The organism is Streptomyces sp. NPDC020983, from assembly GCF_044333485.1.
GTDB lineage: Bacteria > Actinomycetota > Actinomycetes > Streptomycetales > Streptomycetaceae > Actinacidiphila.
Genome location: NZ_JBIRRA010000019.1, coordinates 1 through 23,269, shown reverse-complemented (window position 1 = coordinate 23,269; position 23,269 = coordinate 1). Strand labels below are relative to the sequence as shown.

18 protein-coding genes, 1 tRNA gene and 1 pseudogene are annotated in these 23,269 nt (G+C 74.6%); 11 read left to right on the top strand and 9 right to left on the bottom strand.

Annotation, left to right across the window (positions count from 1 at the left end):
• The first annotated feature begins 111 nt into the window (after positions 1-111).
• A pseudogene (locus ACH4SE_RS32530) lies at positions 112-1,181 on the top strand (alpha/beta fold hydrolase).
• Positions 1,182-1,619: 438 nt separating this feature from the next.
• Positions 1,620-2,423, top strand: a complete 804-nt coding sequence (locus tag ACH4SE_RS32525) for an alpha/beta hydrolase (protein ID WP_398547138.1) — start codon at positions 1,620-1,622, stop codon at positions 2,421-2,423.
• Between the two features lie 88 nt (positions 2,424-2,511).
• Here ACH4SE_RS32525 and ACH4SE_RS32520 read toward each other — a convergent pair whose 3' ends face one another.
• Positions 2,512-5,277 (bottom strand): AAA family ATPase, encoded by a 2,766-nt coding sequence (locus ACH4SE_RS32520; RefSeq protein ID WP_398547137.1) that lies wholly within the window; start codon positions 5,275-5,277, stop codon positions 2,512-2,514.
• Between the two features lie 595 nt (positions 5,278-5,872).
• Here ACH4SE_RS32520 and ACH4SE_RS32515 point away from each other — a divergent pair.
• From ACH4SE_RS32515 to ACH4SE_RS32505, 3 genes are all read left to right on the top strand, one after another.
• Positions 5,873-6,340 carry an SsgA family sporulation/cell division regulator gene (locus ACH4SE_RS32515; protein WP_398547136.1) on the top strand — a complete coding sequence of 156 codons (468 nt, stop codon included), beginning with the start codon at positions 5,873-5,875 and terminating at the stop codon, positions 6,338-6,340.
• A 230-nt stretch (positions 6,341-6,570) separates the two neighbouring features.
• The gene (locus tag ACH4SE_RS32510) at positions 6,571-6,999 is read left to right on the top strand and encodes an Ohr family peroxiredoxin (protein WP_398547135.1); all 429 of its coding nucleotides are present in this window, start codon (positions 6,571-6,573) and stop codon (positions 6,997-6,999) included.
• 35 nt (positions 7,000-7,034) lie between these two features.
• Positions 7,035-7,238, top strand: a complete 204-nt coding sequence (locus ACH4SE_RS32505; RefSeq protein WP_398547134.1) for a hypothetical protein — start codon at positions 7,035-7,037, stop codon at positions 7,236-7,238.
• Positions 7,239-7,521: 283 nt separating this feature from the next.
• On the opposite strand, the gene ACH4SE_RS32500 is transcribed toward ACH4SE_RS32505, so the two are convergent.
• The 3 genes from ACH4SE_RS32500 to ACH4SE_RS32490 all read right to left on the bottom strand — a co-directional run bounded on the left by ACH4SE_RS32500 (position 7,522) and on the right by ACH4SE_RS32490 (position 11,597).
• Positions 7,522-8,085 (bottom strand): CGNR zinc finger domain-containing protein, encoded by a 564-nt coding sequence (locus ACH4SE_RS32500; protein WP_398547133.1) that lies wholly within the window; start codon positions 8,083-8,085, stop codon positions 7,522-7,524.
• Positions 8,086-8,228: 143 nt separating this feature from the next.
• Entirely contained in the window at positions 8,229-9,881 is a 1,653-nt protein-coding gene (locus ACH4SE_RS32495) for an ABC-F family ATP-binding cassette domain-containing protein (RefSeq protein WP_398547132.1), read from the bottom strand.
• 81 nt (positions 9,882-9,962) lie between these two features.
• Positions 9,963-11,597 (bottom strand): ABC-F family ATP-binding cassette domain-containing protein, encoded by a 1,635-nt coding sequence (locus tag ACH4SE_RS32490; protein ID WP_398547131.1) that lies wholly within the window; start codon positions 11,595-11,597, stop codon positions 9,963-9,965.
• A 661-nt stretch (positions 11,598-12,258) separates the two neighbouring features.
• On the opposite strand from ACH4SE_RS32490, the gene ACH4SE_RS32485 reads away from it, so the two are divergent.
• Together ACH4SE_RS32485 and ACH4SE_RS32480 are read left to right on the top strand one after the other, a co-directional pair.
• Positions 12,259-13,881 (top strand): DUF6351 family protein, encoded by a 1,623-nt coding sequence (locus tag ACH4SE_RS32485; protein ID WP_398547130.1) that lies wholly within the window; start codon positions 12,259-12,261, stop codon positions 13,879-13,881.
• Between the two features lie 43 nt (positions 13,882-13,924).
• Complete coding sequence (locus ACH4SE_RS32480) at positions 13,925-14,515, top strand: DUF308 domain-containing protein (protein ID WP_398547129.1); 591 nt, start codon at positions 13,925-13,927, stop codon at positions 14,513-14,515.
• A gap of 128 nt (positions 14,516-14,643) precedes the next feature.
• On the opposite strand, the gene ACH4SE_RS32475 is transcribed toward ACH4SE_RS32480, so the two are convergent.
• Positions 14,644-15,132 (bottom strand): TetR/AcrR family transcriptional regulator, encoded by a 489-nt coding sequence (locus ACH4SE_RS32475; RefSeq protein ID WP_398547233.1) that lies wholly within the window; start codon positions 15,130-15,132, stop codon positions 14,644-14,646.
• A 288-nt stretch (positions 15,133-15,420) separates the two neighbouring features.
• Here ACH4SE_RS32475 and ACH4SE_RS32470 point away from each other — a divergent pair, with 288 nt between their 5' ends.
• Positions 15,421-16,968, top strand: coding sequence for an MDR family MFS transporter (locus ACH4SE_RS32470; protein WP_398547128.1), 1,548 nt, complete (start codon positions 15,421-15,423; stop codon positions 16,966-16,968).
• A 434-nt stretch (positions 16,969-17,402) separates the two neighbouring features.
• On the opposite strand, the gene ACH4SE_RS32465 is transcribed toward ACH4SE_RS32470, so the two are convergent.
• Together ACH4SE_RS32465 and ACH4SE_RS32460 are read right to left on the bottom strand one after the other, a co-directional pair.
• The gene (locus tag ACH4SE_RS32465; protein ID WP_398547127.1) at positions 17,403-18,254 is read right to left on the bottom strand and encodes an alpha/beta fold hydrolase; all 852 of its coding nucleotides are present in this window, start codon (positions 18,252-18,254) and stop codon (positions 17,403-17,405) included.
• Between the two features lie 227 nt (positions 18,255-18,481).
• The gene (locus ACH4SE_RS32460; protein WP_398547126.1) at positions 18,482-19,048 is read right to left on the bottom strand and encodes a TetR/AcrR family transcriptional regulator; all 567 of its coding nucleotides are present in this window, start codon (positions 19,046-19,048) and stop codon (positions 18,482-18,484) included.
• Positions 19,049-19,180: 132 nt separating this feature from the next.
• Between ACH4SE_RS32460 and ACH4SE_RS32455 the strand changes: the two genes are divergently transcribed.
• On the top strand, positions 19,181-20,623 hold the full coding sequence (locus ACH4SE_RS32455; RefSeq protein WP_398547125.1) for an aldehyde dehydrogenase: 1,443 nt from the start codon (positions 19,181-19,183) through the stop codon (positions 20,621-20,623).
• A gap of 94 nt (positions 20,624-20,717) precedes the next feature.
• Here the strand turns inward: ACH4SE_RS32455 and ACH4SE_RS32450 are convergent.
• Positions 20,718-20,789, bottom strand: a tRNA-Val gene (locus ACH4SE_RS32450).
• Between the two features lie 169 nt (positions 20,790-20,958).
• On the opposite strand from ACH4SE_RS32450, the gene ACH4SE_RS32445 reads away from it, so the two are divergent.
• Positions 20,959-22,200, top strand: a complete 1,242-nt coding sequence (locus ACH4SE_RS32445; RefSeq protein ID WP_398547124.1) for a hypothetical protein — start codon at positions 20,959-20,961, stop codon at positions 22,198-22,200.
• A gap of 33 nt (positions 22,201-22,233) precedes the next feature.
• Here ACH4SE_RS32445 and ACH4SE_RS32440 read toward each other — a convergent pair whose 3' ends face one another.
• Positions 22,234-22,464, bottom strand: coding sequence for a zinc ribbon domain-containing protein (locus ACH4SE_RS32440; RefSeq protein WP_398547123.1), 231 nt, complete (start codon positions 22,462-22,464; stop codon positions 22,234-22,236).
• A 97-nt stretch (positions 22,465-22,561) separates the two neighbouring features.
• On the opposite strand from ACH4SE_RS32440, the gene ACH4SE_RS32435 reads away from it, so the two are divergent.
• On the top strand, positions 22,562-23,104 hold the full coding sequence (locus tag ACH4SE_RS32435) for a DUF4383 domain-containing protein (protein ID WP_398547122.1): 543 nt from the start codon (positions 22,562-22,564) through the stop codon (positions 23,102-23,104).
• Positions 23,105-23,269 lie beyond the last annotated feature (165 nt).

Below are 23,269 nucleotides of genomic sequence, written 5' to 3'. Positions count from 1 at the left end.
CCCGCGGCGCGGCGGCCGGAAGTCACCGCCCGGCGCGGGCGGGCGCTTTGGGACCGAGGCCGCCCGCGGTTCGGGCCGGCCACCGACACACCGGACACAGAGGAAATCCACATGATCGACAGGCGTACCTTCGGCAAGGCGTTCGGCCTGGGCACCGGCGCGGCGGCCGCGGCACTGGCCGGGCTGCCGGGCACCGCGAACGCCGCCGGCACGGCCGCCCGGAACGGCGGCGGCACGACCGCTCCCACCGTCCCCCCGGTCGTTCCCGGCACCCACACCACCTTCCCCCCCGTCAAGCAGGTCAGGGCGGGCGTCCTCGACGTGGGCTACGCGGAACTCGGCCCGTCACACGGCCCGGTGGTCCTGTGCCTGCACGGCTGGCCCTACGACATCCCAGCTTCGTCGACGTCGCCCCGGCGCTGGCCGGCCTCGGCTACCGCGTCCTCGTCCCCTACCTGCGCGGCCACGGCAGCACCACCTTCCTGTCCGCCCGCACCCCGCGCACCGCCGAGCAGTCCGCGGTGGCGCTGGACGTCATCGCGTTCATGGACGCCCTGCGCATCGACAAGGCCGTGCTCGCCGGCTTCGACTGGGGCTCGCGCACGGCCGACATCATCGCCGCCCTGTGGCCGGAACGGGTCAAGGCGCTGGTCTCCACCAGCGGCTACGTCATCACCAACGTCGAGGCGCAGAAGAGCCCGGCCGCCGCCGCCGTCGAGCACAACTGGTGGTACCAGTGGTACTTCACGACCGACCGCGGCAAGCAGGCGATGGAGACCCCCCGGGACCGCGACGACCTGTGCCGTCTGGTGTGGCAGATCGTCTCCCCCACCTGGAACTTCGACGACGCCACCTTCCAGCGCACCGCGCAGGCGTTCACCAACCCCGACTACGCGGCCATCGTGCTGTTCAACTACCGCTGGCGCCTCGGTCTGCTCGACACCGGCCCGCGCTACGCCCGTTACGAGAAGCTGCTGGCCGACGCCCCCAGGATCGGCGTTCCCACCATCACCCTCGACCCGGCGCTCGACCCGTTCACCCCGGCCGGCGACGGCATGAACTACCGGCAGTACTTCACCGGGGCGTACGACCACCGCACGATCCCGGACATCGGCCACAACCTCCCCCAGGAGGCACCGACCGCCTTCGCCCAGGCCGTCGTCGACGCCGACCACCTCTGATCCCGCGTCCGGGGCCTCAGCCCCCGGCCGCCGCACACGGGCACGCCGCGCGGCCCGTCGCCCTCCGCATCCCGCGGCGGCGACGGGCCGCGGCCGCGGGAGCCCTCCCCCGCGCCTGCCGGGGCGGGAGAGAGCCGCGGCTCACGGCGGCCGGCCGCCACCGCGGCCCTCAGTCATTTGACGTACGGTCCCCGGGGCCCCTCCCCCGGCGCATCCCGGCGGTCCCGTGCCCCTCCGCCCGCCCCCGCGGGGGGAAAAGCCGCACGGTCCCTCCTCCGAGCCCCCCGGCCAGGAGTGTTCCGGGGCGGGGCGCGCCCGGAGCAGGCCGGCGCGAACATTCAGTCATTCGACTCTGGCCGGCGCCGCGCGGGCGGACGATGCTCGAACGGTCGCTCGTCCACCGGTGCCGGGTGGTCGACATGCCCGGAGGAACCAGCCGTGAACCGTACTCCCGTCGTCTTCATCCACGGCGCGTGGCTGCACGCGCGCGTCTGGGAGCCGTGGGCGGAACTCTTCGCCACCCGGGGGTTCCTGGCCTTCGCCCCCGGCTGGCCGGAGGACGCCGCCGCCCGGCAGGGGGGCGGGGACCACGCGCCGGCCGCCGGACTCGGCCTGGACGAGCTCACGGACCACTACGCCCGGTTCGTGCGGTCGCTGGACGTCCCGCCCGTCCTCATCGGCCACTCGGTCGGCGGGCTCATCGCGCAGCACCTCCTCGGTGCCGACGTCGGCCGGGCGGCCGTGGCGATCGCGCCCGCTCCCGTCAACGGCGTCCCGCTGCCCGCGTCCCGGACGGGACTGTGGGCCCCCGACGGGGCGGAGCGCGCCGACAGGCTGGTGCCGCTGTCCGCGGAGCGGTTCCACCAGGTCTTCGCGAACACCGCCGGGGCACAGGAGTCCGGCCGTCTCTTCGAGCGCTACGTGGTGCCGGCGCCACGGCGCCTGCTCGCCGACCTCGGGTGCGCCGGCACGCCGCGCAGCCCGCGTACCGCGGCGGACGTCACCAACACCCGCCGTGGCCCGCTGCTGCTGGTCTCCGGGCAGGAAGACCTGCTGGTGCCCGACGTCGTGACCCGTACGGTCTACAAGCAGTACGGCGACTCCACCGCCGTCACCGACCTGAAGCAGTTCGCGGACCGCGCCCACTCCCTGATCATCGACGGCGGATGGCCCTCCGTCGCCGGCTACGTGCTCGGCTGGCTCGGCGAACGCGGCCTCGGGACCCGTCCCGCGCAGGGGTGAACGCACCGCGGCCCCGGACCCCGTGAGGGGGCCACCCGGCCGGCTCCACCCCACCGGTACGCGGGAGGGGAGTCCGCCCGTCCCCGGGTCACACGTTCTGCGCGCCGGGGAGCCCGCCCAGCGAGTCGCGCAGCGCGGCGCGGGAGGTGATGCCCAGTTTGGGGAACACCCGGTAGAGGTGGGAGCTGACCGTACGCGGCGACAGGTGCATGCGCTCGCCGATCTCCTTGTTGGTCAGGCCGCTGGCGGCCAGGTCGGCGATCCGCTGTTCCTGCCAGGTCAGCGCCGCCAGGGGGGCCGACGCGGCGGGGGCCGCCGCACCGGCGGCACGGAGTTCGGCCCGGGCCCTTTCCGCCCAGCCGGCTGCGCCGAGCCGCTCGAAGGTCTCCGCGGCCAGGGTCAGGGAGGGCCGTGCGGCCTTGCGGCCCCGGGTGTGGCGCAGGCGGACGCCGTGCGCGAGGCGGATGCGGGCGTGCTCGAAGGGGAAGGTGGCCGCCGCCGGGTGGGTTTCGGCGCGGTCGTACATGGCTTCGGCCTCCGCGTCGTCCTCGGCGGTCATGGCGAGGGCGCCGTACGTGACCAGGGCGAGGCGGGGGGAGATGCCGGGCAGGTCCGCGTCGCGTGCCGCGAGGGCGTGGGCGCGCGCCTCCTGCGAACGGCCGGTGTGCAGGGCCGCTTCGACGAGGTCGAGGAGGGTCCGGGGCGCCTGGTGGGCGTAGGGGGCGAAGGTGCCCGGGGGCGTCAGGCCGATGGCGTTGAGGTAGGCGGCCTCGTAGTCGCCCTGGCTGAGCGCGGCGACGGTGCCGGTGGCGTCGGTGATCTGGGTGAGGAAGCCGAGGCCGCGGGGGCGCGCCCAGGCGTCGACCGTCGCCTGCAGTTCCGAGGCGCGTTCGGCGTCCCCGCGCAGCGCGGCGAGCAGGCCCAGATAGGCGCGGGTGTGGTGGACGAAGAGTGCGTACTGGTGCGTGGTGCTCAGCTCCAGGCAGCGCCGTCCGGTCCGCTCGGCCTCGTCCCACTCCCCGAGCGCCATCTGGTCGAGCATGATCAGGTGCAGCATGAGCATGGCGTCGGCGACCGCGCCCGTCTCCACCTCGCGGTCCACCACGCGCTGGAGACGCGGCCGGTACCGGGTGAGGGTGTCCACGTGGTAGGCGGCGACGCACAGCCACGTGACGCGCCACGGTTCGAGGTCCCGGGGGCCGGCGAAGGCGCGTTCCACCCGCTCGTGCACGCCTGCGCCGCGGCGCACCACATCGCCCCAGGCGTCCTGGAGGATGCGTGAGTGCGGCGGCACCAGGTCGCCCAGGTCGTCCAGCAGGCGGTGGGTCCGCTCCCACGCGGCCTCGTCACCGGCGTACTGGTTGATGGCCAGGAGCAGGTCCACCAGGCGCGTGAGGACCTCGTCCGGCTCCCGTACCCCGTTGTCCTGCATGCTCCGGATCGCCGCGAAGACCTGGCGTTGCGAGGACCGTACGTCCCCGTCCCCGAGGAGCGCGGCATAGCCCGACGCGACCACCGAAGCCGGGGAGTCGTCGGCGCCGGTCCCGGCGCCCGAGCGGATGAGCCACTGGGCCTGGGCCAGCTGGCCGGAGTGCCCCGCGAGGAACGCCGCGCTGCCGAGCCGCCGGTGCCGCTCCCCGGGGCTCTCGCTCAGCTCCGCGGCCCGCGTCAGCCAGGCCACGGCGGCCAGCGCGCCGCCCCGCAGGGTGGCGGAAGCCGCGGCCTCCTCCAGCGTGGCGGCGACCTGTTCGTCGGGGTCGATCGTGGAGGCCGCCAGGTGGGTGGCGCGCCGCTCCACGTCGTCGCGGTGCAGCCGCGCGAGTTCGGCGTGCGCCGCGCGCCGCTCGTTGGGGGCGGCCGTCTGGACGACCGTCGAGCGCACGAGCGGGTGCCGGAAGACGAAGTCGCCGCTGAACGGGTCGACGTCCAGCAGGCCCCGGGCCGCGGCCTCTTCGGCTCCCGTCATGCGGTAGCGGGTGCCCCGGGTGCGGTCGGCCGCCGTGCCCGCGCCGACACCGTCCAGCGCGCCGCGCAGCAACTGCGCGCGCACCGCCCCGTCCAGGGACTCGATACGGGCCCTGTACACCTGCTGCAGGCGCTGCGACAGCGGGATGCCGGTGAATCCGAACGGTTCCCCGGCGGCGTGGACGGCCGGGGAAACGCTCACGTGGGACGGCAGTTCCAGCAGGGCCAGGGGGTTCCCCCGGGCCTCGTCCAGCACCCGGCGCCGGATCCGGGGTTCCAGCCCGGCGTGGCGGGTGTCCAGGAGTTCCTCGGCGGCCGCCTCGGACAGCGTTGTCACCGGCAGTTCGGGCAGCGCGGCCGTGTCGAAGCCCGAGGGCACACCGGAGCGCAGGCCGACGAGGAGCTTCACCGCGCTGCCCGTCAGCCGGCGTCCCACGAAACCGCACACCGCGGTGCTGGAGTCGTCGAACCACTGGCCGTCGTCGAGCACCAGCAGCAGCGGCTCCGGCGACGCCGCGAGGGAGAGGAGGTCCAGGACGGCGATGCCGAGCGTCATGACCGAGGGCGACGTGCTCCCGCCCCTGCCGAAGACGACGTCGAACACCTCCCGATGGGCTTCGTCGAGTTGGCCGATGGAGGAGAGCAGCGGGTAGAGGAACTGGTGCAGCCCGGCGAACGGCAGCTCGGACTCCGCCTCGACGCCCGCCGCCCGGATCACCCTGTGCCCGCGGGCCGCCGCGAGTTCCGCCGCGTGGTCCAGCAGCGCGCTCTTGCCGACGCCCGCGTCCCCGCGCAGCACGAGGGCGCGCCCGCCGGAGGCCGCCGTGAACTCCGACAGCACCTCCCGCTCGCTCTCCCGGCCGACCATGGCCTCGATGAACGACCTCATCGCCCCACTCCCCTCAGCCCTGGACACCCCGGACCGGAACGCTGCCGTGCTGTGCGGAACGGAAACGCGCCACGTCCGGGGGCGACGGTACGCCGCCGTGCCTCTTCGCCGCGGCGGTGTCCATCCGCGGAGACGCACCGACCGCCCTGGTGCCGCGGCCGCCGCTCCCCGCACTCCCCTGCCGCGGAGCACGAGGGGGCCGCGGCGTCCCCGGCACCAGTATGGCCAGAAACGGACGCCGGTCCGGCACCGGTGTGCCGTTCCCGAAGGACACGCGTCACAGGCGGCGGCGGGCGCCACCGGTGCGCGCCGGGCGCCGTGTCCGCCCGGGGAAGGGCGCGTTGACGCCCGCGCCGCGGGGCACACCCCGCCGCACGCCGGCCGCCGGCTGACTTAGGTCACCTGGCCCGCCCGCGCACCACCGGTGCGGGGGGAGGCCCTTCCCGGTGCCGTGCGGGCGCGTCGCGCGGGCCCGCGTACTCCGTCACCCTCCGCGCCGGCCAGGCGAGTTGACCGTCAACTGACCGATGTGAGGGGCGCGCCGCCGGCGAAGAGTGGGTGCCGAGACGTCGTCCCACGGAGGGGAACTCCTGTCATGCACCGCGACCACACACCACTGCGGGCTCCTTCGCGCACCGGGCTCGTGCCCTCGCTGATCCTGGAACTCGACCAGATGCTCGACGAGTTCACCCGGCTCCCGGTACGGGCGGAGTTCACCTTCGACCCGGAGGAACCCGCCCTGATCAGGGTGGAGTTCCTCGCGGGGCGCGGGCCCGGTCTCATCTGGTACATCGGCCGCGAGCTGCTCCAGCACGGCCTGACGGCGATGAGCGGCTCCGGTGACGTGCGGATGTGGCCGACGCTGCCCGGGGAGCGGCCCTCGTCCTGGCTGCTCCTGGAGTCCCAGGACGTGGAAGCCCTCTTCGAGCTGCCCCGGGACCGGCTGGCCGCGTGGCTGGACACCACCTACCGCGTGGCCCCGGCCGGGACGGAACTGGACGGCCTGGACTGGGACGGCTTCCTCACCGGGCTGCTCGGCGGCCGGGGGCCGGCGTCCACCTGACAGCGGGGCCCGGGGGCGCGGTCCCCCGGCCACGCGGGCACACGGGAGGGCGGCCCCCGGGCGCGTGCGCCACACGGGCCCGGCACCCCCCTCGTCAATCATCACCACCTTGACAGGTGACGTACTCGGTCGCCATGATGACGTCACCGCTTCAACGGGTGACGCACGGCGTCGCAGGTCACGGTGGCGGAAGATCCCCACCCTTCGATTCGGATTGAGGAGCACGAACCATGGCAGTCAGCTACACCGCCGTTGTCGACGTCGACGGAGAAGGCCGCAACGGCGGTCGCGCCCGGTCCTCCGACGGCCTGCTGGAGGCCACCCTGGCCATCCCGAAGGAGCTCGGCGGCGCCGGCGACTCGACCAACCCCGAGCAGCTGCTCGCCGCCGGCTGGGCCGCCTGCTTCCTCGGCGCCCTGCGCCGGGCCGCCGCCGCCCGCAGGATCCGGCTCACCAGTACGACCATCACCGCCGCGATCACCCTGACCCACGGCGACGACGGCGAATTCGCCCTGTCCGCGCGGCTCGACCCGGTGCTCGGCGGCGTGGACCAGGCCACCGCCGAGGAACTGGCCCAGGCAGCCCACCAGATCTGCCCCTACTCCAAGGCCATGCGCGGCAATGTCCCGGTCACCGTCCACGCCACCGCCGCCGCCTGACCCGCGAAGACGCGAAGACGAGACGAGGGGACGGTATGGCCGCCACGGCACGCACCCGCGCACCGGCCGCCGGGCGGCGCCGTCCCGCCGCCGCCCGCGTCCCCGTCCCCGTCGCCGGGGCACCACGGGGCGCGGAAGGCCCGGCGTGCCCGGCCCGGCCCACCGCCGGGCAGGTGTGGGACTGGGCGGAGGGCGCGGTGCTCTTCGGGCGGGGCCCGTCGCCCGCGGACTTCCTCTGAGCGGCGGCACCGCCGGGGGGCGGGCCGGCGGCGGGGAGGTGCCGGTGAATCCGCCGCGGCAGGCCCGGCGGCCGTCGGCGGCGCCGGCACGCGGCGGGAGGCGCGGCGGCGGCGGACCATCGGCACGAACGCGTTCGGCCGCGCCCGGCGCGGCCTCCGGTCACGGCGCTCCCCCGGCCGGACCGCCGAAACCGCCGGAGGACGGGTGTCCTCCGGCGGTTTCAGGGCGTTGGCGCGACGCGCGTGCGGTACGGCGCCGGGGGCGCCGGGCGGGCGTGCCGGCTCAGTGCGCGGACGCCGCGGGCGCGTTCTTCTTGCGGGCGCGGTAGGCCGCCGCCTTGATCTTGTTGCCGCACGACTCCATGCCGCACCACTGCCGCCGCATGCCCCGGGAGCGGTCGATGTAGACCCGCGTGCACTCCGGGTTGCCGCACTCCTTCATCAGCGGGACGTCCGGGCCGCTGAGCAGCTCGACGGCCTGCCGGGCGACGGTGGCCAGGGCCTGCCCGGGAGTGGCCTCGGTGTGCCGGCCCGCCATGGTGAGCTGCGGTGTCGCGGGCGGCTTGCGCGCGGCACCGTTCACCACGGCCAGCGCCTCACGGTCGAAGTCCTCGCCCAGGCGCCGGTTGGTGACGAGCCGGTAGATGGCCTCGCGCACGGTGGTCGCCTCGCGGACGTCCTCCTCGGCGCCGGGCGTGATCGAGTCCACGAGGCCCGACTCCACGTACCAGGCGTTGAGCCGCTCCGGTGTCACGAACATCTCGAACCGGGTCGACCGGCGGGCCCGGAGGGTGGCCGCGAAGTCGAGTGCCGGGTGATCGCACACGAAGACATGGTTAAGGTTCACATCACCATCCTGACAGGTGACCCCTACGAGCGCAAGAAATCGTCACCGCTCCGGGCGGTGTTCCCCGGTCCCGGCGGCCGCCCGCGGGACGGCGGTGTGCGCGACGGCGCGGGTGCGGGCCGCGCACGGCCGCCGGGACCGGGTCAGCGCCCGCCCACGTCCCCTCCCGTCGCCCGGCCGGCCTCCAGCCGCAGTTCGCGGCCCTGCCAGCGGCGCCGCAGCCAGCGGTCGTGGCTGGCCAGGACGATCGCGCCGGGGCCGGGCCCGAGTGCGGCCTCCAGCTCGTCGCACAGCGTCGGGGACAGGTGGTTGGTGGGCTCGTCGAGCAGCAGCAGCTGCGGCGGACGGGCCACCAGGAGGGCCAGCGCGAGCCGCCTGCGCTGCCCCACGGACAGCTGCCCGACGGGTCTGCCCAGGTCGGCCTCGTGCAGCAGGCCGAGCGAGGCCAGCGGCACCTGCTCGGCACGCTCGGGGCCCAGGGTCCGCAGGTAGGTGTCCCGGACCGTGCGGTCCGGCCGGCCGAACACGGTGTCCTGGGCGAGCAGCCCCACCGTCAGCCCCGGCCGCCTGCGCACGTCGCCCTCGGCGCCCAGGTGCCCGGCGAGCACGGCCAGCAGCGTCGACTTCCCGGCTCCGTTGCCGCCGGTCACCAGCAGCCGGTCGGTGTCCGGCACCCGCAGCCCGCCGAGCGCGAGACGGCCGGGCACCCGCACCTCCCCCAGCGTCACCAGCGGCTCCGGGGACCGCGCCGCCCGCGCGGCCGGCTCCCCCACGGCGAACCGCAGCGGCCGCGGGGGTTCGGCGACGCGGGTGCGTTCGAGCTCCTCCAGCCGGCGGGTGGCGTTGCGCACCCGGCGGGAGACCTGCTGCTGCACCCGGCCGCCGCGGTGGCCGTAGCCCATCTTCTCGTTGTCGCGCCGCTCCCGGCCGGGGGCGACGCGGTGCGCGGTGACCTGCGCGGAGTGGCGCAGCTCCGTCAGCTCCGCCGCCTCCTCGGCGTACTGCCGCTCCCAGCGCTCCCGCGCCGCGCGCTTCTCGCCGAGGTAGGTGCTGTAGGTGCCGCCGAAACGCGTCGGGCCGGCCGCCGCCGGATCGAGGTCGATCAGATCGGTGCAGACGGCGTCGAGGAACGCCCGGTCGTGGCTGGCGGCGACGACGGCGCCGGGCAGGCCGCGCAGCTGCTCCTCCAGGAAGGCCGCGGCGTCGTCGTCGAGGTGGTTGGTCGGCTCGTCCAGCAGCAGCGCCGAGGGCCTGCGCACCAGCAGTGCGGCCAGCGCCAGCCGGCTGCGCTGCCCGCCGGACAGCGAGCCGAGGGCGCGGCCGGGGTCCACCGCGGCGAGACCGAGGCCGTCCAGCGCCAGGGCGGCGCGCCGGTCGGCGTCCCAGGCCTCCCGGACCTGGGCCCGGTCGAGCGTGCGGCTGTAGGCGTCGAGGATCTCCCGGTGGCCGGGGGCGTCCTCTGGGACGCGGGCGAGGTCGGCGCCGAGCCGTTCGAGTTCCGCGAGGTCCTCCCGGGCCTCGCGGAGCGCCTCGCCGAGCACGGCGGCGACGGTCGTGCCGGCGTCGAACGGCATCTCCTGGTGGAGGAAGCCGAGGTCGGCGGGGCGCGAGACGCTTCCCGCGTCGGGGGCGTCGACGCCCGCGAGTACCCGCAGCAGGGTGGACTTGCCGGCGCCGTTCTCCCCGATCAGGCCGATACGGCGGCCGGGGGCGGCGGTCAGCGAGATGCCGTCGAGGACGCGCCGGCCTCCCGCGGCGCGGACGACGTCATGGGCGAGCAGGGCGGTCTGGGGCATGGGGTTCCGTCCGGGGTGTTCGGTGGACGGCCCGCGGGGCGCACGGCGCCTCGGTCGCGGGCCACGGCACACACCGCCGGCTCACACCGCGGGCGCCCCGGTCTCCTCCAGCACCCCGTCGGCCAGCCGCAGCCAGCGGTTCACACCGATCGCGGCGAGGAACCGCTCGTCGTGGCTGACCACCACGAACGCGCCCCGGTAGGACGCGAGGGCACTCTCCAGCTGGCCCGCGCTGACCAGGTCCAGGTTGTTCGTCGGTTCGTCGAGCAGCAGCAGGTGCGGAGCCGGCTCGGCGCACAGCACGCAGGCCAGGGTGGCGCGCAGCCGCTCCCCGCCGGACAGCACGCCGGCGGGCAGGTTCGCGCGGGCGCCGCGGAAGAGGAAGCGGGCGAGCAGGTTCATCCGCTCGGCCTCGGCCCGTTCCGGGGCGAAGTCGGCGAAGTTCTCCGCGACGGTGCGGTCCGGGTCCAGCAGGTCGAGGCGCTGCGAGAGGTACGCGACACGGCCGTCGTTGCGCCTGATCTCCCCGCTGTCCGGGGTGAGCCCGCCGGCGATCAGGCGCAGCAGCGTGGTCTTGCCGGCGCCGTTCGGGCCGGTCAGGGCGATGCGTTCGGGGCCGCGGACCGACAGGTCGGCGCCGCCGCCGGCGAACACCGGGCGTCCCGCGTGGTGGATCTGCAGGCCCTCGCCGAGGAAGAGGGTGCGCCCGGCCGGCACCTGGGTGTCGGGCAGGTCCAGTGTGATGCGCTGCTCCTCGCGCAGCCCGCGCCCGGCCTCGTCGAGCCGCGCCCTGGCCTCGCCGACCCGGGCGGCGTGCATCTGGCCCGCCCGCCCGGCCGACTCCTGCGCGCCGCGTTTCATGGTGCCGGCGAAGATGCGGGGCAGCCCGGCGCTCTTGAGGTTGCGGGCGGCGTTGCTCGCGCGCCGCTCGGCGCGTTCGCGGGCCTGCTGCATCTCCCGCTTCTCGCGCCTGAGTTCCTGCTCGGCGTTCCGGACGTTCTTCTCCGCGACCTCCTGCTCGGCCCGCACGGCCTCCTCGTAATCGGTGAAGCTGCCGCCGTAGAAGCGCAGTTCGTGGCTGCCGAGCTCGGCGATGCGGTCCATGCGGTCGAGCAGGGCGCGGTCGTGGCTGACCAGCAGCAGGCAGCCGGTGAAGTCGGACAGCGCGTCGTACAGCTTGTGGCGGGCGTCGAGGTCGAGGTTGTTGGTCGGCTCGTCGAGCAGCAGCACGTCCGGGCGCCTGAGCAACTGGGCGGCCAGGCCCAGCGAGACGACCTGGCCGCCGCTGAGCGTGGCCAGGCTGCGGTCCAGGGCGAGGTGGGCCAGGCCGAGGCGGTCGAGCTGGGCGCGGGTGCGCTCCTCGATGTCCCAGTCGTCGCCGATGGTGGTGAAGTGCTCCTCGCTCACGTCCCCCGCCTCGACCGCGTCGATGGCGCGGATCACCGGGGCGACGCCGAGCACCTCGGAGACGCTGAGGTCACCGGTCAGCGGGAGGGTCTGCGGCAGGTAGCCGAGCGTGCCGCCGACGGACAGCGACCCGGCGGAGGCCCGCAGCTCGCCGGCGACGAGTTTGAGCAGGGTGCTCTTGCCGGAGCCGTTGGGGGCGACGAGGCCGGTGCGGCCGGCGGTCAGGGTAAAGGACAGGTCGTGGAAGACCGGGGTGTCGTCGGGCCAGGCGAACGACAGGTTCGAGCAGACGACGGAGACGTCGGACATGGGGCGACCTCGTAGAGGTGGCGGGCAGACGGAGACCTCTGCCCTGGGCAGACGGGGAAGGAGGCGACCGCGGTCCACACCGGACCGGGTGGCGGAAGAAGGAACGACGAACCGGGCCGCGGCAGCGCTCCTGAGCGCCTCCGTCGGCCGTCAGCTCCGGGTCTCACCCGGAGATGTCGTCGTCACCCGCCATGTCCGCCACTCCTCGCTGCACGATCTACGTCACGGAAAGCCTAACAAACGGCGAGGCCCTCGCCGGGGACCGCCGGTCCGGTCGCCCGGGGACGTGAGCCGCCGGTCCCGGCGCCCGGCGGACGGGGGGGCCGAGCCCGGCGCCCGGCGCCCGGCGGACAGGGGGCCGAGCCCGGCGCCCGGCGCCCGGCGGACAGGGGGCCGAGCCCGGCGCCCGGCCGCCGTTCGCGTCACCGGTTCGTCGGGGTCGCCGCACGACACTCCTGCTTTCGTCACCGGCTTAACTGGTGATACGGTCACACCAGTCTTCGGCGCCCGGGCACGTCCCGGAGCGCACGGCCGGGGCACGGCCGCACACGTGTGGGGATCACACGCCGTGCGGCAGCCGGCCCCGCCACCACCCACCCCGCCTGACGAGCGCACGTGCTGCCGCCGTCAGACGCACACCTCCTTCCTGATGGGGACAACGATGAACAAACGGCTCCTCACCGTGCTCGCGGCCGGTGTGCCGCTGGCCGCCGCGGTGTACCTCCCCACCCCCTCGGCCGCGGCGCCGGCCGGCGGCTCCGCCGCGCCCTTCGCCTGTACGACGCCCTCGGTGCAGGCCCCGGCCGGTACCGCGGTCGAGTCCGTGACGGCCGTGCGCCAGGCGGGCGGCACCGTTCGGGGGACCGGGATCCTGGGCGGCTCCGTCGACGGCGTCCCGGCCTACTGCGAGGTCACCGTCACCCTCACGCACCCCGGGGACAACGACCACGCCACGGTGCGGACCTGGCTGCCCGCCGACGGCTGGAACGGCCGCCTGCAGGCACTCGGCGGCTCCGCCTTCCTGGCCGGGGACAACGGCCCCGGCCTGGCCACGGCGGTCAAGAACGGCTACGCGGCGACCACCACCGACGCCGGCGTCAAGGACGCGCTGGACACCAGCTGGGCGCTCACCTCCGACGGCAGGGTCGACACCGCGCTGCTGGCGAACTTCGCCTCCCGCTCGCAGCACGAGGCGGCCGTCGTCGGCAAGGAGGTCGTCGGCGCGGTCTACGGCAGGAGCGCCTCCTACTCCTACTTCACGGGCTGCTCCACCGGCGGCCGCCAGGGCTACATGGAGGCCCAGCAACACCCCGGCGACTACGACGGCATCCTGGCCGACGCGCCCGCGGTCAACTGGGACGAGTTCGAGGTGGCCACCCTGTGGCCGCAGGTCGTCATGAACAACGAGAAGACCTATCCCACCGACTGCGAGTTCAAGGCCTTCACCGACGCGGCCGTCGCGGCCTGCGACGCCCTCGACGGCGTCAGGGACGGCCTGCTCAACGACCCTCAGCAGTGCGACTTCGACCCGCGGCGGCTCATCGGCACCACCGTGGAGTGCCGGGGCAGGCAGCTGACGGTCACGGCGGCCGACGCGGCCGTGGTCCGCAAGATCTGGGACGGCCCGCGCACCGCCTCCGGCCGGAAGCTGTGGGCCGGTGTCCCGGTCGGCGCCGACCTGACCGGCCTGGCGGGCACCACCACCGACGACAACGGCGACGTCACCGGCGGCCGCCCCTTCCAGGTGCCGCAGGCCTGGGTCGCCACGTGGCTGGAGAAGGACCCGTCCTTCGACGTCTCCACCCTCACCTACAGCCGGTTCACGCGGCTGTTCCAGCAGTCCGAGGCCGAGTACGACACGATCATCGGCACCGACGACCCCGACCTGTCGGCCTTCCGCAGGTCCGGCGGCAAGCTCCTGAGCTGGCACGGCGAGGCCGACCAGTACATCCCGGCGCAGGGCACCGTCACGTACCGCCGGCAGGTCGAGCAGGAGATGGGCGGCAGCAGGCGCGTCAACGACTTCTACCGCCTCTTCCTGGCGCCGGGCACCAGCCACTGCGGCCTGAACGGCCAGGACGGCTCGGCCGACGGCCTCAGCGCACTGACCGCGTGGGTCGAGCACGGCAAGGCGCCCGGGACCCTGCCCGCCACCCTCGTCAACGACCGGGGCCAGACCTACGCACGCGACCTGTGCGCCTACCCCGAGGTGTCCCGCTACACCGGCCACGGCGACCCGTCCGAGGCCTCCAGCTTCCGGTGCGCCGCACCGGCCCGGCACTGACCGGCCGGCAAACGACCCCCTGATCCGAGAAAGGCCGAACAACATGAGCACGCACACAGCCGCGCCGGCGGGACCCGCGGCCACCGGACTGCGCTCCTCCCTGCTGAGGCTGTACCTGGGCCGCGGCGTCCTGGCCCTGGCGTGGGCCGCCGCCTTCACCGGAGCCCACGAGCACGTCGACGCGGTGGCGGTCACCCTGCTGGTCGCCTATCCGCTGATCGACGCGGTGTCCTCGCTGATCGACCACCGGTCGGCCGCCGACGGCCCGGACCGCCGCATCACGGCGTTCAACGGGGCGCTGAGCACGCTGGCCGCGCTCGCGGTCGGCGTCGCCGGCGCCGGCGGTGTGGCACCGGTGCTCCACGTGTTCGGCGCCTGGGCCGTCGTCTCCGGGGCCGCGCAGGTGGCCGTGGGCCTCAGGCGGCGCGGCCCCGAACTGGGCACGCAGTGGCCGATGCTGATCGCGGGGGGCCTGTCGTTCCTCGTCGGCGTCTTCTACAACATCCAGGCCGCGGGCGACGACCCGTCGCTGGACGTGCTGTCCGTCTACGCCACCGGTGGCGGCCTCTTCTTCGTCGTCCAGGCGGCGCTGCTGGGCTGGAGGACGCGCCGGCCCGGCGCCCGCACCGCCTGATCCCCCGCCCCCGGGAACGACGTCCCGGCCCGTGCCCCCGCGGCACGGGCCGGGACGTCGTCGTGGGTGCGCGAGGCAGCGGGCGGCGCCCGCCCTCACACGGCGTCACACCGCGGGGCCGTGCGCGGTCAGCGCGCGCCGACGCCGTTCAGGAGGGTGTCGACGACGACGTCCGCCGCCTGCGCCGGGCTCAGGTCGGGCAGCTGCCGGGCGACGAGATGCATGAGCTGCGGCAGCAGGGCGGCGGCCCATCCCGGGGGGAGGTCGTCACGCAGGAGGCCCTCGCCGGTGGCCCGGCGCAGGAACGCCTCGACATCACGCACACACGCGTCCCGCCGCGCCCGCACCACGTCGTCGGCCAGCATCCGCGCCAGATCCACCGGCCACTTCCGGTTCACCCCGATCACGTTCTCCACGTACCGGTGCAACGCCACCGCCACCGGCGCCTCCCCCAGCCGCGCATCCGCGATCGCCCCCTCCACCGCCGACAACCGCGCCTCGTACACCGCCGCCAGCAACTCCTCACGCGACGCGAAACGCCGGTACACCGTCCGGCGATCCACCCCCGCCTCCGCCGCGATCCCCGCCATGCTCACCCCCGGATCCACGGCAAGCATCCGCGCACCCGTCACCACAACAGCCTCCAGATTCCGCGCGGCATCAGCTCTCATCCCACCGAGTGTAGGGCGGTGTGCAATCTCGGACCACTAGCGCCTCGCATGAGTAGACATCCATTCATTAAACGCTACAGTGGAGTGACAGATAAATCCGGTAGTGCCAATTGGATGAGGCGTCGCCACTTCCGCCGGCCACCGGCACCACCACCCGTCCCTTCACGAGAGGCACCTGCGATGCCGAAGGCACAGCAGTCCGCAGCACCCCGGCCCGGGGGTGTGGCCGCCGCCATGACCGCGCTGATCCTGGCGGTCCTCCTGGCGGCCCTGGACCAGACGATCGTCTCGACCGCGCTGCCGCGGATAGCGGAGGACCTCAACGGGTTCGACGACATCGCGTGGGTCAGCGCCGCCTACCTGCTCGCGTCCACCGCCGTCACCCCGCTGTGGGGCAAGCTCGGCGACATGTTCGGCCGCAAGCGGCTCTACCTGGCCTCGACCTCGGTCTTCCTGCTCGCCTCGGTGGCCTGCGGCCTGGCGGGGAATCTGCCCGAGCTGATCGGCGCCCGCGTCCTCCAGGGCGTCGGCGGCGGCGGGATGATCGTGCTGACCTTCGCCCTGGTCGGCGACATCGTCGCCCCGGGCGAACGCGGCCGCTACCAGGGCATGTTCGGCTCGGTCTACGGAGTCGCCAGCATCGTCGGCCCGCTGCTCGGCGGGGTGTTCACCGACCAGCTGTCCTGGCGGTGGGCGTTCCTGGTCAACCTGCCCGTCGGCGCCGTCGCCCTGGCCGTCGCGGCGCGGTCGCTGCCCGCCGCCACCCGCAGGGCCCGCGCCCGCATCGACTACCCCGGCGCCCTGATGCTGGCCGCCATCGCCACCGGACTGGTCCTGGTCACCTCGTTCGGGCAGCGCTGGGGCTGGACCTCACCGGCCATCACCGGGCTGAGCGCCGCCACCGCCGCCCTCGCCGTCCTGCTGGTGCCCGTCGAGCGCCGCGCCGCCGCCCCGGTGCTGCCCCCGGCCCTGTTCGGCTCGCGGACCGTGGTCTTCTCCTCCCTGATCGGCTTCGCCGCCAACGCGGCCATGTTCGCGGTGCTGGTCTACCTGCCCACGTACCTGCAGATCGTCCACGGGGTCTCGGCCACCCTCTCCGGGGTGTACATGCTCCCGCTTGTCGCCGGCCTGGTCGTCAGCCAGTCCCTGGCCGGGCGGTGGGCCGCACACGCCGCACTGCTGCGCCGGATCCTGCTCACGGGCCTGCTGGCCAACCTCGCCGGACTGCTCCTGCTGAGCACCGTCGGGGCCGCCACCGGCACCCTCGTACTGAGCGTCTACTTCCTGGTCACCGGAATCGGCATCGGCATGGTGCCGATGGTCGTCATGACCACCGTGCAGAACAGTGTGTCCACGGCCGACCTCGGCGCCGCCAGCGCCGTGGTCACCTTCGCCCGCTCCATCGGGGCCGCCTTCGGCGTCGCCGTCTTCGGCACCCTGCTCAACACCGGCTTCGCCGGCCGTGTCCGCGACCTGCCGGCCGCCGGCGGCTTCGACGCCGGGCGGCCCGACACCATCGCGCAGCTTCCCGCGGCGCTGCGGGGCACCGCGCTCGACGCCTTCGCGCACGCCACCGCCACCGGATACCTGTGGATGGCCCCCGCGCTCGCCGCCGGGACCGTGCTGGCCCTCTTCCTCAAGCCCGTCCGGAAGGAGGACGGCGGCAGCGCACCCGCGCACACCGGGCGCGGCACCACCGCTCCGGTCGCGGTCCCCGCCGCCGGGGACGCCCGCACCCCCGGGCACGGCGCCGCCACCCCCGACGCCGCCCGGGCCGCCTGACCACCTCGCCCACGCGCCTCCGGCCGGCACCCCGCGGGGTGCCGGCCGGAGGCGCGTTCGGCACCGCGCGCCCGCGGCCGGGCGGACGGCAGGACCGGCTGACGGCTCCTGCGAACCGGCGGCCGGCCCCTGCGAATCGGCGGACGGACCGGCGGAGCTGCGGCCGAACGCGAGGCAGCCGGGCGGGTGAACGGGCAGCCGGCCGAACGGGGGGACGGGCGAAGGACTCCCGGGCCGGCCGCCGACCGGAGCGGCGGACGGCCGGAGCGGCGGACGGCCGGAGCGGGCGGAGCGGGCGGAGCGGGCGGAACGGACCGGCGGACGAGCGCGGAAACGCCGGGCGGGCGGCCGGGCCGAGTGGGGTGCTCGGTGTCCGGCCGCCCGCCCGGCGTGGTCCGGTGCCGGGACGGGCGGAGGGGGCGTCGCCCCCCTCCTCAGCGGGAGGTGGCGCGCGCGGCCTGCTCGATGACGTCGGCGACGAGCTTCGGGTGCGAGACCGCGACCGAGTGCGAGGCGGCCACCTCGGTGGTGTGGGCGTGGGCCCGCGCGGCCATGAAGCGCTGCACGGCGACCGGGATGTTCAGGTCCTGCGTGGTGACGACGTCCCAGCTCGGCGTGGTCTGCCAGGCCGCGCTGGTGGCCTTCTCCTCCAGGGCGGACTGCGCGATGGGGCGCTGCTCGGCGGCCATGAGCGCGGCCTGCCGGGCCGGCACGTCCGCGGCGAACTGGTGGTGGAAGCTGTCCTGACGGATGTACAGGTCGGTCGCCGTGCTGCCGTCGGGCTGCGTGAAGGTGACCGGGTCCAGGGCGTCCGGGAGGGTGGAGCCCGGGTACTTGCCGGTGAGTTCCAGCGCGCTCTCCCCGGGGGCGGGGAGGAACGCGGCGACGTAGACGAGGGCCTTGACGTCGGCGTCGCCGGTGGCGGCCTCGCTGATGACGTCGCCGCCGTAGGAGTGGCCGACGAGGATCTTCGGCCCCTCGATGTGGTCGAGGACCGTTCGCAGGGCGGCCGCGTCGGAGGCCGGGCCGCGCAGCGGGTTCGCGGCGGCGACGACCGGGTAGCCGTCGGCGCGCAGTGCGGTGACGACGCCGTTCCAGCTGGAGCCGTCGGCGAACGCGCCGTGCTCCAGGACGATCGTCGGCTTGGCGTGCCCGGCGCGGGCGGCGTTCCCCGTCGCGCCGTTGGCGGTGCCGCCGAGGGCGAACGCGCCGAGCGCCAGCCCTGCCGTGAGCGTCGCGGCCGCGACCGTCACGACCCGCTTGCGTCCACCCTTGATGCTTACCACGACAGACCCCTTCCAGGTGTCCTCACAGGGGGCGGCCCGGTCGCACCGGAGAATGTCACCGCCCTGACTGGTGACGAATCTGCCAGAACGACGCGTCACCCGTCAAGCCGGTGATGTGACGGCACGACGCGCACACCACCGCGGCCGCACGGGACAGCCGCGCCGGGGCGGTTCGGAGGGGGCGGCAGCCCGCGGACGTACGCCGTCCGCCCGGGCGGCATTCGACGTCACCCGGCCGGGCGGACCGCCGCGCCCGCCGCGCCCGCGCCGCGCAGGAACGACTCGACGACCAGGTCGGCCGCACGGCCCGCGTCGCGGTGCGCCTGCCCGTGCGCCGCCAGGGTCACCAGCTCGGGCAGGACGGTGGCGGCCCATCCCGGGGGGAGGTCCTCACGCAGCAGGCCCTCGCAGGTGGCCCGGCGCAGGAACGCCTCGACATCACGCACACACGCGTCCCGCCGCGCCCGCACCGCGTCGTCGGCCAGCATCCGCGCCAGATCCACCGGCCACTTCCGGTTCACCCCGATCACGTTCTCCACGTACCGGTGCAACGCCACCGCCACCGGCGCCTCACCCAGCCGCGCATCCGCGATCGCCCCCTCCACCGCCGACAACCGCGCCTCGTACACCGCCGCCAGCAACTCCTCACGCGACGCGAAACGCCGGTACACCGTCCGGCGATCCACCCCCGCCTCCGCCGCGATCCCCGCCATGCTCACCCCCGGATCCACGGCAAGCATCCGCGCACCCGTCACCAGAACAGCCTCCAGATTCCGCGCGGCATCAGCTCTCATACGTCAAGAGTACCGGCACCGTAGAGGATGACCCACTTTCCGCGACATGAGTGTGCACATGAGCTAGAGAAGTGCTACGTTGAAGTGACAGTTGAACGGCAAGGTCCGAGCGGACGGAAAGCGAGAAGGCACATGATCACCTACGACCGGCTCTTCATCGGAGGTTCCTGGCAGGCGCCGAGCAGCCCCGAACTGCTCGACATCACCTCGCCGCACGACCGGTCGGTGATCGGCCGCGCGGCCCAGGCGCAGCCGGCCGACGTCGACCGTGCGGTGGCCGCCGCACGCGCCTCGTTCGAGGCCGGCGGGTGGCGGCTGACCCCGCCGGCGGAGCGGATCGCGGTCCTGCGGCGGTTCAACGCGCTGCGGGAGGAGAACGCGGAGAAGGTCGCCCGTCTGATCTCACTGGAGAACGGTTCCGCCGGCTGGTTCACGCTGGCGGGGCAGCCCGGACTGACCCGGCAGGCGAACGCCTACCTGAAGGCCGCCGAGGAGTTCGGCTGGGAGGAGACCCTGGCCCCCTCCGACCCGGAGTCCCCCTTCCGCAGCGTCGTGCGCCGTGAGGCGGTCGGCGTGGTGGCCGCGGTGATCCCGTGGAACTCACCGTTCTCCTCGGCCACCTCGAAGATCATCCCCGCCCTCCTCGCGGGCAACTCCGTGGTCCTCAAGGTGTCCCCGGAGAACTCCCTGAGCATGGGCTTTCTGGCCGAGCTGCTGGAGCGGTCCGGGCTGCCCGGCGGCGTGGTCAGCGTGCTGCCCGCGGACCGGGAGACGAGCGAGTACCTGGTGTCCCACCCGGACGTCGACAAGATCGCCTTCACCGGCTCGACCCGGGCCGGGCGCCGCATCGCCGCCATCGCGGGCGAGCAGCTCAAGCGCGTCAGCCTGGAACTCGGCGGCAAGTCCGCGGTCGTGATCCTGCCGGACGCCGACATCGAGAAGGCCGTGGCGGGCCTGAAGTTCGCCTCGCTGCTCAACAACGGCGAGTCCTGCATCGCGCAGACCAGGATCCTGGCCCCGCGCGGCCGCTACGAGGAGGTCGTCGCCGCGCTGAAGGATCTGGTGGAGTCTCTGAAGGTGGGCGACCCCGGCGACCGGGACACCTTCATCGGCCCGATGATCCGCCCCGACCAGCAGGAGCGCGTGCGCAGTTACATCCGGCTCGGCATCGAGGAGGGCGCCCGCCTGGTCACCGGCGGCCCGCAGGTCCCCGAGGGCCTGGAGAAGGGCAACTACGTCACCCCCACGGTGTTCGCCGACGTCGACAACTCCATGCGGATCGCGCAGGAGGAGATCTTCGGTCCGGTGCTGGTCGTCATCGCCTACGACGACGAGGACGACGCCGTCCGTATCGCCAACGACTCCGCGTACGGCCTGTCCGGCGGCGTGTGGTCCTCCGACGAGGAGCACGCGCTCGCCGTCGCCCGCCGGATCCGCACCGGCACGGTCACCGTCAACGGCGCCCCCATCGGTTTCGACGGCCCCTTCGGCGGCTTCAAGGCCAGCGGTACCGGCCGTGAGTACGGCGCGGTCGGCCTCGGCACGTACACCGAGTACAAGACCGTCACCGTGTGAGCGCCGCCCGCTCGTGCGCGCCCCGTGTGCGCCGGAACGCCGCGGGCCCCTCCGTCGTCCTGACGAGAGGGGCCCGCGAACCGGTCTTCCGGGGTGGGCGTGGACGGTTTCGAACCGCCGACATCCGCCTTGTAAGGGCGGCGCTCTACCACTGAGCTACACGCCCCGCAGAATGCGACGTCACAGGTTACCTTGCCGCGGGGGCGGGTCGGCAAGGGCATCCGGGGCGTGTACGGGGGCCGGGCGGCACAAGGACCGGGCCGTGTGTTCGGGGCGGACGGGTGGGAGGATGGGACGCGACGGTGTGGGCGGCGACACGGGGAGAGGGACGTAACGTGACGACGGCACGTTCGTGGTGGCGACGCGGCGACAACGTGCGCGCCGAGGCCCAGGCCGCGAAGGACGCCGCCGCGGAGGCCTTCTACGAGCTGGACACCGCGCAGCGGGAGCTGGAGATCTCCATCGAGACGATCTCCGCGGTCGAGCAGTCCGCCGAGGCCCGCCGGGCGCTGTCCGGCTTCGAGGCGCTCAAGAACCGGATCGACGAGGTCAGCGCGGCCTACATCCGTACCGTCGACGCCCACGACCTGGACCGGGACGACCTGGACCACGGCGCGGCGAACCGTGCGGTCGCCGAGCTGAACCGCGCGAGGGACGACCTGGCCGGCGTCCGCAAGGAGCTGGAGCGCTACCAGGCGCAGACGGCCCCGCTGCTGGACCGGGCCGAGACCCAGCTCGCCCGTCTCGCCCCCGCCCGCGAGCAGGCCAAGCAGACGCTGCTGGCCGCCAGCCAGGCGCTGGACGCCGTACGGGCGGCCGGGTTCGCCGCGGACGACCTCGCCGCCCGGCTCGCGGCGCTCGCCCCGGAGCTGACCAAGCTCAACGAGGGCGCCGCCAAGCACGGCGTCCAGGACACCGTGCGCCGCGCGAACGACATCCGCCTCAAGGCGGAGGCGGTACGGGCCGAGGCGGCGCGGCTGCCGGAGCAGGCCCGGGAGATAGACAAGCGCCTGGTGTCGCTGCGCACCCGGGTGCAGGCGCTCGGCACGCGTGCGGAGGGCGTGGCCCCGGTGCTCAGCGAGCTGCGGCGGCGCTTCTCGCTCGCCTGCTGGCAGGATCTCCAGCCGGTGCCGGAGCAGGCCGCGCAGGCCGTGCGGCAGGCGGAGGCGACACTCGCGGAGGCCCGCAGGGCGCGGGACGCGCAGGCGTGGTCGCAGGCTTCCGCGAAGCTCGCGACGGTCCGCGCGCTGATGGACGACGTGGACGGCGCGGTGGGCGCCGCGCGGGACCGGCTGCAGCGCCTCAACGAGGTCAGCAGGGACCCGAAGGCCGAGGTGGAGCGCACCCGCTTCGCGATCCGGGACGCCCAGCGGCTGGCGATGCAGGGCCGTACGCAGCCCGAGCCGCGGCACGCCCGCCCGCTGGACGAGGCAGTCGCCCGGCTGGACCGCGCGCTGGCCGGCCTGGAGGGCGCGCACCCGGACTACTGGGCGTTCCTGACCGAGACGGCCGCGGTGCGCGAGACCGTCAACCGCGTCGTGTCCAACATCCGCGAGGACCGCGCCGCAGGCCGCTGACCCGCGCGCGGTCCCCCCGCGCCGCGCGGGCGGTCAGCCGCAGCAGCCACCGCCGCAGCAGCCGCCCCCGCCGCCGCCCGCGGGAGCCGGGGCGGCGGAGCCACCGGCGGCCGAGGCGGTGCCGCCGACCGAGACCGTCGAGAGCAGCTTGACGGTGTCGCCGTGGCCCTTGGGGCAGGGCGCGGGGGCGCCGGACTGCGACATGGGGCGGCGCATTTCGAAGGTCGCGCCGCACGTCTTGCAGCGGTATTCGTAACGAGGCATGGCCACAGCGTATCGGGGCCGCGCTGCCGGGCGGCGGTGGCCGCCCTATCCTGGACAGTGGCGTCCTGGACCGGCCAACCTCCCGAAGGAGGCGCCCATGCAGCTCGACGACCACCTCCCCGTCGACAACCGGCTCAGCAAGGTCTACCGCTTCGGCGCCGGCCTGATGGGCCTGGTCCTGATCGTCTTCGGCGTCCTCGGACTGCTCGACGACGTGTCGTTCCTGTCCCAGGCGGGCAAGCGCATCGCGGGCCTGAACTCCAACGGCGCGCTCAGCTCGATCTCGATCGGCGTCGGCGTGCTGCTGCTGATCGGCATGGTCATCGGCGGGAACTTCGCCTCCACCCTCAACATCTGCGTCGGCGCGGCCTTCCTCGTCAGCGGCTTCGTCAACCTGGCGCTGCTGGACACGGACAGCAACCTGCTGGCGTTCAAGATGTCCAACGTGCTCTTCAGCTTCGCGGTGGGGCTGCTGCTGCTCTTCTTCGGCATGTACGGGCGGGTGACGGGCGGCCTCCCGCACGACAACCCGTACTGGCGGCAGCGCCACCCGGAGGAGGCCAGGCGCGAGTACGAGGCCCGCAAGAAGGCGTCCGCACCGCCGCACCGTCCGCCGCCGCGCCGCATCCCGCAGCACTGACGGCGCCGGCCGGGAGCGGCCGCACGGGGGCCGCCGGCCGTACCCGCGGGACGGCCGGCGGCGCCGTGCACGCCCTAGGGCGTGTCCGCAAAGTCCCGCCTGGCACACGGCGCCTGGCACGCACGCTCGCCACGTTGTCGGGCTCGTCCGAGCAGGCCCACTACG

Bases quoted from the DNA above. Each gene is read 5' to 3' on its own strand.
- ACH4SE_RS32520 (WP_398547137.1), bottom strand. From the start codon at position 5,277: ATGAGGTCGTTCATCGAGGCCATGGTCGGCCGGGAGAGCGAGCGGGAG.
- ACH4SE_RS32515 (WP_398547136.1), top strand. From the start codon at position 5,873: ATGCACCGCGACCACACACCACTGCGGGCTCCTTCGCGCACCGGGCTC.
- ACH4SE_RS32510 (WP_398547135.1), top strand. From the start codon at position 6,571: ATGGCAGTCAGCTACACCGCCGTTGTCGACGTCGACGGAGAAGGCCGC.
- ACH4SE_RS32505 (WP_398547134.1), top strand. From the start codon at position 7,035: ATGGCCGCCACGGCACGCACCCGCGCACCGGCCGCCGGGCGGCGCCGT.
- ACH4SE_RS32495 (WP_398547132.1), bottom strand. From the start codon at position 9,881: ATGCCCCAGACCGCCCTGCTCGCCCATGACGTCGTCCGCGCCGCGGGA.
- ACH4SE_RS32490 (WP_398547131.1), bottom strand. From the start codon at position 11,597: ATGTCCGACGTCTCCGTCGTCTGCTCGAACCTGTCGTTCGCCTGGCCC.
- ACH4SE_RS32485 (WP_398547130.1), top strand. From the start codon at position 12,259: ATGAACAAACGGCTCCTCACCGTGCTCGCGGCCGGTGTGCCGCTGGCC.
- ACH4SE_RS32480 (WP_398547129.1), top strand. From the start codon at position 13,925: ATGAGCACGCACACAGCCGCGCCGGCGGGACCCGCGGCCACCGGACTG.
- ACH4SE_RS32475 (WP_398547233.1), bottom strand. From the start codon at position 15,132: ATGCTTGCCGTGGATCCGGGGGTGAGCATGGCGGGGATCGCGGCGGAG.
- ACH4SE_RS32470 (WP_398547128.1), top strand. From the start codon at position 15,421: ATGACCGCGCTGATCCTGGCGGTCCTCCTGGCGGCCCTGGACCAGACG.
- ACH4SE_RS32460 (WP_398547126.1), bottom strand. From the start codon at position 19,048: ATGAGAGCTGATGCCGCGCGGAATCTGGAGGCTGTTCTGGTGACGGGT.
- ACH4SE_RS32455 (WP_398547125.1), top strand. From the start codon at position 19,181: ATGATCACCTACGACCGGCTCTTCATCGGAGGTTCCTGGCAGGCGCCG.
- ACH4SE_RS32440 (WP_398547123.1), bottom strand. From the start codon at position 22,464: ATGCCTCGTTACGAATACCGCTGCAAGACGTGCGGCGCGACCTTCGAA.
- ACH4SE_RS32435 (WP_398547122.1), top strand. From the start codon at position 22,562: ATGCAGCTCGACGACCACCTCCCCGTCGACAACCGGCTCAGCAAGGTC.